General features: G+C 74.9%; 1 protein-coding gene. It reads left to right on the plus strand.

Translation table 11 applies throughout. The annotated features are described in order from the left end of the window. Positions 1-329: 329 nt before the first annotated feature. Positions 330-856: hypothetical protein (locus AC08ON_RS07410; RefSeq protein WP_476616681.1), on the plus strand; the 527-nt coding region annotated here is incomplete at its 3' end.

Below are 856 nucleotides of genomic sequence, written 5' to 3' on the forward strand. Positions count from 1 at the left end.
CCGGCCCGATCGAGGTAACCGGCCCCGGGGATGCGCAGGCCCCTCCCACGGACGATCCGGTCCCCTCCGAATCGTCCGTCCCGGGCCACGTCTGCGCAGTGCCGGTCGCACCGCCGGTCGCCCGCTACACGCCGGCCGCGCCGGCCGCGCCAGCCGCGGACACGAAGCAGCCGACGGCTCCAGTGCTCCCCCCCGCGCAACCGCAGCCGCAGCCGGCCCCGGCGTCTCGATCCACCCCCGAGGCCGCGGCGGCAGGCAGCCAGACTGTCTCGCGTCGCCGGCCGTCGTCGGACGGTCGGCTGTGGCCGTGGCAGGAGCCGTGGGCCGGCGTGCGCGATCTCGAGCCATGGGAAGAGATCCCGGTACGGCTCTCTCTGCGCGACCGGGCCCGTATCCCGTTGCCCGGTTCGTGGCGGATCGCGGTGACCTCGCTGTTCCCCTACTCCGGGACCACCACCCTTGCCGGGGTCGTCGGGCTGACCCTCGCCGGGGTGCGGGCGCAGCCGGTCCTCGCGGTCGATCTCTGGCCGGGGGAGTCTCCCGGGGCGGCGCCATCGTCGCCTGTGGGCGCCGGCACCGAGGACGAGGACGAGGACGAGGACGAGGACGAACCACGCGGTGATCCGCTCGCGATCCGGGTCGGCGCGGCCGGAACGACGACGGTCGCCGACGTCGCCCGCCGGCAAGCCTCCGACAGTACGGTGACCGATCTACCTCTGATGATCAGCGGTCGTCCCGCAGGCAGCACCAGGGACCTCGACGTGCTTCCCGTGCGACGCGGTGTTGGCGGAGGATCCGACCGGCACGACGGCGGCGGTTCCGGCGACGAGGCGGCCGCCGTCGTCCCCGCGGACGA

The sequence above is a fragment of the Frankia sp. CoWAU3 genome (assembly GCF_977971855.1).